The organism is Arthrobacter sp. H14 (assembly GCF_000520495.1).
GTDB lineage: Bacteria > Actinomycetota > Actinomycetes > Actinomycetales > Micrococcaceae > Arthrobacter_C.
Genome location: NZ_KI914670.1, coordinates 1 through 6,162, shown reverse-complemented (window position 1 = coordinate 6,162; position 6,162 = coordinate 1). Strand labels below are relative to the sequence as shown.

At 64.9% G+C, this 6,162-nt stretch carries 7 protein-coding genes and 1 pseudogene; 1 reads left to right on the top strand and 7 read right to left on the bottom strand.

The genetic code is table 11. From position 1 onward, the window contains the following. From Y707_RS26620 to Y707_RS0115710, 7 genes are all read right to left on the bottom strand, one after another. Window positions 1-530, bottom strand: a 530-nt coding sequence (locus Y707_RS26620; protein ID WP_253905207.1) for an alcohol dehydrogenase catalytic domain-containing protein, incomplete at its 3' end; no start/stop codon positions are given. Then, window positions 523-1,296, bottom strand: a complete 774-nt coding sequence (locus Y707_RS0115735; RefSeq protein WP_026535798.1) for an SDR family NAD(P)-dependent oxidoreductase — start codon at window positions 1,294-1,296, stop codon at window positions 523-525. The genes Y707_RS26620 and Y707_RS0115735, both read right to left, overlap by 8 nt. 7 nt (window positions 1,297-1,303) lie before the next feature. Further along, window positions 1,304-1,933, bottom strand: a complete 630-nt coding sequence (locus Y707_RS26615) for a dihydrofolate reductase family protein (RefSeq protein WP_081744930.1) — start codon at window positions 1,931-1,933, stop codon at window positions 1,304-1,306. A 124-nt stretch (window positions 1,934-2,057) separates the two neighbouring features. Then, window positions 2,058-2,867: an urease accessory protein UreD gene (locus Y707_RS26610; protein WP_051442092.1), complete on the bottom strand. Its 810-nt coding sequence runs from the start codon at window positions 2,865-2,867 to the stop codon at window positions 2,058-2,060. A 9-nt stretch (window positions 2,868-2,876) separates the two neighbouring features. Beyond that, window positions 2,877-4,586 carry an urease subunit alpha gene (locus Y707_RS0115720; protein ID WP_026535797.1) on the bottom strand — a complete coding sequence of 570 codons (1,710 nt, stop codon included), beginning with the start codon at window positions 4,584-4,586 and terminating at the stop codon, window positions 2,877-2,879. After that, window positions 4,579-5,127: an urease subunit beta gene (locus Y707_RS30010; protein WP_081744929.1), complete on the bottom strand. Its 549-nt coding sequence runs from the start codon at window positions 5,125-5,127 to the stop codon at window positions 4,579-4,581. Before Y707_RS30010 ends, Y707_RS0115720 begins: the two co-directional genes overlap by 8 nt. Beyond that, a complete protein-coding gene (locus Y707_RS0115710; protein ID WP_026535795.1) occupies window positions 5,124-5,426 on the bottom strand; it encodes an urease subunit gamma in 303 nt (100 codons plus the stop codon). Before Y707_RS0115710 ends, Y707_RS30010 begins: the two co-directional genes overlap by 4 nt. Window positions 5,427-5,685: 259 nt before the next feature. On the opposite strand from Y707_RS0115710, the pseudogene Y707_RS0115705 reads away from it, so the two are divergent. After that, window positions 5,686-6,162 (top strand): annotated as a pseudogene (locus Y707_RS0115705) (integrase); the annotation flags it as partial.

The following is a 6,162-nucleotide window of genomic DNA, read 5'->3' as shown; positions in this document are numbered from 1 at the left end:
CCCGCCACTTTCCCTGCACGTGCGACGGCGTGCCAGGCGACGCTGGCGGGTTCGGCCAGAGCCGCATCCCGCAGCGCCAATCCGTCCGGCAACGGCCTCAGCATTCGTCCAGGCAGAGCCATATACTTCGCGAATGCGCCTTGGGTATGCGGTAGATGGGCTGCGCTGCCCAGGTACGTTCCGCCGGGCGACAGGTTGGGACGGTCCTGCGGGTACCTCTCAGGCTCGGTTCCTGGTGTTGCGGGATGCACGGCGACGTCGACGCCGTCGTCCGGACTGGACCCGTCGGCCGCAGCTGTGACTACCGTGCCCACCACCTCGTGGCCAAGCACCATGGGTTCGCGCAGGATCGATTCGCCGGCAGCACCGTGGGTCCAGTAGTGCAGGTCGGAGCCGCAGATACCGCCATAGGCAATTTCGACGATAGCCTCGTCCATCTGCGGTGCGGGCACGTCGATGCGTTCAACCCGGAGGTCACCGGCGCTATGCACGACGACGGCGGGCGCAGGTGAGACGGCTTCTTTAGACAACAACGCTCATCCCGCCGTCGATGAAAATAACCTGCCCGTTCACGAAGTTGGAGGCCTCAGAGCCCAACCACACGACGGGCCCCACCAGATCCTCAACAGTGCCCCAGCGGGCAGCCGGTGTCCGGCCCAGGATCCAGCTGTTGAAGGCATCGTCGTCGACCAGGTTCTGGGTCATTTCGGTGTGGATGTACCCGGGAGCAATTCCGTTAATCTGCAGCCCCTGGCTGGCCCATTCGGCAGTCATGGCGCGGGTCAGGTTCCGCAATCCGCCCTTGGCCGCCACGTACGGCGCAATGGTTGGCCGCGCCAGATCCGTCTGGACCGAGCAGATGTTGATGATCTTGCCGGATCCGCGCTGCAGCATGTGCCGGCCGGCTTCGCGCCCGACCAGGAACGCACTCGTCAGATCGGTGCGGATCACACGGTCCCAATCTTCCACTTCGAGGTCCAGCATCGGGACACGGTGCTGGATCCCGGCGTTGTTGACGAGTACCTCCAGCGGACCGACGTTTTCCTCAATCCAATTGATGCCGTCGGTCACCGCCTTGCTGTCTGTGATGTCGAACGCGGCAGCGTGGACGCGCCCGGCCGGTAACCTGTCCGAGAATTCCGCCCGTGCGGACTCGAGCCGTTCGGTGTTAGCGCCGTGCAGCACGATGGTGGCTCCGGCGTCGACCAGTCCTGCGGCGAGCGCCTTGCCAATGCCGCGGCTGGAGCCGGTGACCAATGCGATGCGTCCGGTGAGGTCAAAAAGCCGATTTCCCACGTCAGTCTTATGCTTCTGCCGTGGCCATGGCCATGGCTGTGGCTGTGGCTGTGGCCGTGCCCGGCGCGGGGTGGGGGCCAGCGGGGGGTACGACGTCGTAGGTCATATGGGCGAATTGGCCCATCTTTTCGACGGACCGCAGCTTCAGCCGGTCCGATTCGATGCGCCGCGGGAGCAGGGGAGCGCCGCCAGTCAACGCGACCGGGGCTACTGAGATCTGGAGTTCGGTGAGCAGTCCGGCATCGAGGAATTGACCGGCCAGGTCGCCGCCTCCGACCACCCAAATGTCCTTGTCGCCCGCAGCTTCCGCTATCGCAGGAAAGGCATCGGCGACGCCCCCGCTGACAAACTGCACGTCGGCGCCGTCGGGCTTGGGCAGGTCCCGGCTGGTGAACACGAACGTCCGCCTGCTCCCGTACAGCTCTTTCCACTTCTCCGGTTGCTCGAGCAGACCTTCAAAGTTCAACACCCATTCGTACGTCGTCGAGCCTTCGACCATGGCCCCGACCGCATCGAAGAATTCCTCGTACTGCTGCCAATCGGGAGCTTCGACGGCGAACAGCCACTCAAGCGAATTCGCCTCGTCCGCGATGTAGCCGTTGAGCGACGTCGCTGTATAGAAAACCACTTTGGACATGGCACCAGCGTAGCCAGCGTTCGGTCGTGGCGACAGGGCATGGCGGCCAGCTGTGGATTCAGGCGCGGCAGGGTGTGGAGTCAGGTCTGCGTGCCCGTGATGGGGAGTCGTCCTGAAGGGGGAATCAGGCGGTCGCGCTGGTGAAGGGGGAGAAGGCAGTGTTGAGCCGGGCGCGGAGGTCGATGGCGTCGGCGGCGAGGCTGCTGATCAGTACTGTATTTTCCGCGAGCCGCATGACGGCGGTGTCCGGGCAGCCGTCGGGGATCGGTGTATCAAAACAGTCCAGGTTGCCGGGTGAATTGTCGACGACGACGACGGATCCGACCGCGCGGCGCCCACCTGTTACCGCGGCGCTGTTCCAGCCTGGAGCGTCATCCCCGACGGCGAGTTCCTGGTCGTAGAGGGCTGTGCCGGCCTGGCTGATGCGGAGCCGCTGGCGGAATCGTCCGGGCGGTTCGCCGTGCCGCCCGAGCAGGACTTCCTCACGCGCATAGAGACGCGCTCCTGCTGCGAGATCGATCCGGTTAAAGCCGGTGTGGTGGCAGTTTTCCGCGGCGATCTGCGTGCCAGGGGACCAGAACAGTGTCCCGCCTTCCGCGACGGAGATGTTGACCTCGCTCCACGATGCGGTTCCGTGCGTCCCGGGCAGGGCCAATGTTGCGGCGGCGGCGCCGAGCATGAGGGTGGCACCTTCGCCGACCTCGACGTCGAGCCGCAAGTGGTCCCCGCCGAGGGGCCCTGCCGCCCCGGCAACAAGGCGGGCCGTGGCGGCGTCGTTATTGCTGATTCCCCAGCGCGACGCCCAGGTGGGGAGTTGCTCCATGGTTGGCCGGAGCACGAGCGGTCCTTGCGAACGGAGGCGGCGCACGAACGTGCCGGACGCGCCGTTCCGGGTCAGGTCCCGCTCGGTATGGATTCGCGCGTGCGCTCGCATCAGTGGCGGTTAGAACAGGAAGTAGCGTTGGGCCATTGGCACTTCCTGCGCCGGCTCGTGCTCGATCAGTTCGCCATCGATCTTCACGCCGTAAGTGTTGGGGTCCACCTCGATGTGCGGCATGGCGGCGTTTTCCGGCAGGTCCTGCTTGGTGCGTCCCCGGCAGTTTTCGATGGCGACCAGCTTGCGGTTGATATTCAGCCGTTCCGCGAGATTGTCCTCAATGGCCGCTTCGGACACGAATGCCACACTGGTCGATGCCGCCGCCCGGGTGTGGGAGCTGAAGCCCTGCCGGGGAAGCACCGGTTGCGGGGTGGGAATTGAGGCGTTGGGATCGCCGAGGGCGGCAACGGCTGCGACGCCGCCCTTGAAAACGGCGGTGGGGCGGACGCCGAACAGGGACGGCTGCCACAGGACGAGGTCCGCCATTTTCCCTGGTTCGATGGAACCGATCTCGCGTTCCAAACCGTGGGCGATCGCCGGGCAGATGGTGTACTTGGCGACGTAGCGGCGGGCCCTGCGGTTGTCGGCTTTGCCGTCGCCGGGCAGCGACCCGCGGATCTTTTTCATCTGGTGCGCGGTTTGCCAGGTCCGGCTGACCACCTCACCGATGCGGCCCATTGCCTGCGCGTCGGAGGACATGATGGACAGGGCGCCAAGGTCCTGCAGCACGTCCTCGGCGGCGATGGTGCCGGCGCGGACGCGGCTTTCGGCGAAGGCGAGGTCGTTGGGCACCTGCGGATTCAGGTGGTGCGCGACCATCACCATGTCGAGGTGCTCGTCGACAGTGTTCACCGTGAAGGGCCTGGTGGGATTGGTCGACGCCGGCAGTACGTTACGCTCGGCGGCGATCCGGATGATGTCCGGAGCGTGCCCGCCGCCGGCGCCCTCCGTATGGTACGCGTGGAAGGTGCGGCCCTTGACGGCGCGGAGCAGGTCCTCGACGAAGCCGGCCTCGTTGAGCGTGTCGGAGTGGATGGCGACCTGGACGCCGGATTGGTCCGCGACCTGCAGGGCGGCATCGATGACGGCCGGAGTTGCTCCCCAGTCTTCGTGCACCTTGAACCCGCCGACGCCGCCGCGAAGTTGCTCCCACATGGCCTCGTGCGAAACCGTGTTGCCGCGTCCCAGGAAGAGGACGTTGACCGGCCAGGGGTCGAACCCTTCGAGCATGCGTTCCATCCACCATGATCCCGGCGTCGCCAAGGTCGCCTTTGAACCCTCGGTCGGTCCAGTTCCGCCGCCGACCACCGTGGTGGTGCCAACCGCCAGGGCTTCCTGGAGCATGTCGGGACCGACAAAGTGGACGTGTGTGTCGATGGTGCCCGCGGTCATGATCAGGCCATTGCCGGCCATGATCTCGGTGGAGGGCCCGATGACGAGGTCGGGATGGATGCCGTCCATGGTGTCCGGGTTGCCCGCCTTGCCCAGAGCTGTGATGCGCCCGTCCCGGATGCCGACGTCGGCTTTAATGACACCCCAGTGGTCGAGCACGATGGCGCCGGTGATCACCAGGTCTGGCGTCCCCTCGGCCCGGGTGGCGCGGGACTGGCCCATGGATTCGCGGATGGACTTACCGCCACCGAATACCGCCTCGTCGCCGCCGGAACACCGGTCCTCCTCCACCTCGATCAACAGATTCGTGTCGGCCAGCCGGACCCGATCCCCGGCCGAGGGTCCATAGGAGGCAACGTACTCGGAACGGGAAATCCTACTCATCGAGTTTTCCTCCACACAGTCCCCGTAGCCCGGGCACAATTCGTCTGCCGCGGATCGGTATCAGTTCGACTTCCTCGGCAGCACCGGGTTCGAACCGCATCGCTCCGCCCGAAAGCACATTCAGCCGCTTGCCCCACGCCGCGGACCGGTCAAAGTCCAGGGCGGCGTTGACCTCGGCGAAATGGAAATGCGAGCCGACCTGCACGGGCCGGTCCGCGGTGTTCTCAACCCGCAGCGTGGTGACTTCGAGGCCGGCGTTGATCTCGACGTCGTCCCCGCAATGAATGACTTCGCCGGGGATCAGCGGATCGGACTCGGTCAGCAGCTCATCGGAGTGGCGCCGCGGTGCCTGCCGTTCACCGGTGCCCGAGCGCCGCGGCTCACTGGGACTGCTCGGTCCGGACGAGTGGTGCGGTTCATCCTCCGGCGTCTTTTCGCTGGGGTAGTCGCGGCCCGGGTCATCAGAGGGGTGCGTCGGCTCGACATGGCGCTTTTTTGGCTTCAGCTTCGGGTTCTCGAATGGATTATGGCTCTTCGTCATTGGATCGGCCCCGTCACCGTTACGAGCTTGGTTCCATCTGGAAATGTGGCCTCGACCTGAACCTGGGCCAGCATCTCCGGAACGCCTTCCATCACATCGTCCCGGCCGAGCACGTGGCGTCCGGATTCCATCAGATCGGCCACCATCTCGCCGTCGCGGGCACCTTCGAGCAAGTACGAGGTGATGATGGCCGTGGCCTCTGGAAGGTTGAGTTTGAGGCCGCGTTCCTTGCGTTCGAGGGCGAGTTTTCCGGCCGAGTAGATCATCAGCCGTTCCTGCTCGGGCAAGCTCAGAAACACCGTATTCTCCCACTTGAAGTGCGGATATGCGGCGGGTAATTCAGCCCCGCAAATAACGCAATTTCGTTAAAAGAGAGTCGCACTAATTGCGGCGACTTGATACTAAGTCAACTTAGCACCGGCCTTAAGGGGCCGCGTTGACTCATAGAAAACCTCCGCGTAACTGCATACGTTGCCTCAATTGAAAACCTCCGCGTAGCGGCGTGGTTCACGGTGTAGGCAGCTGTTGCAGGTTATGCCCGTTTCTATGGAGCTAACGATGGCCCAGCGCCAAGCCGTGACGAAGAAGAAAGCCCTCGCCTATAAGAGCGCCGATCGTGCAGGTAAATCCCGGATCCTGGATGAGCTGGTCGAACTGACCGGTTGGCACCGCGACTACGCGCGGACCGCGCTGCGCGGGGCCCTGACGCTTAAAGTCGTCAGGGCCCGGCCCGGACGGGCGCCGGTGTACGGGCCGGACCTGCTGGACCCGCTTATCAAGTGCTGGTCGGTGCTGCGCGCTCCGGCGGGCAAACTGCTGGCACCGATGCTGCCCACGTTGGTGCCCTTGCTGCGTCGGGATAAGGAGCTGAAGATCACCGAAGCTCAAGCGGCGTTGCTGGTGGCCATGAGCGCGGCGACGATCGACCGGAAGCTCGCCGGTGAACGGGCAAAAATGCTGCCGCGGGGCCGGTCGCATACCAAACCGGGAACGCTGCTCAAGGATCAGATAGCGATCCGTACCTGGGCCGAATGG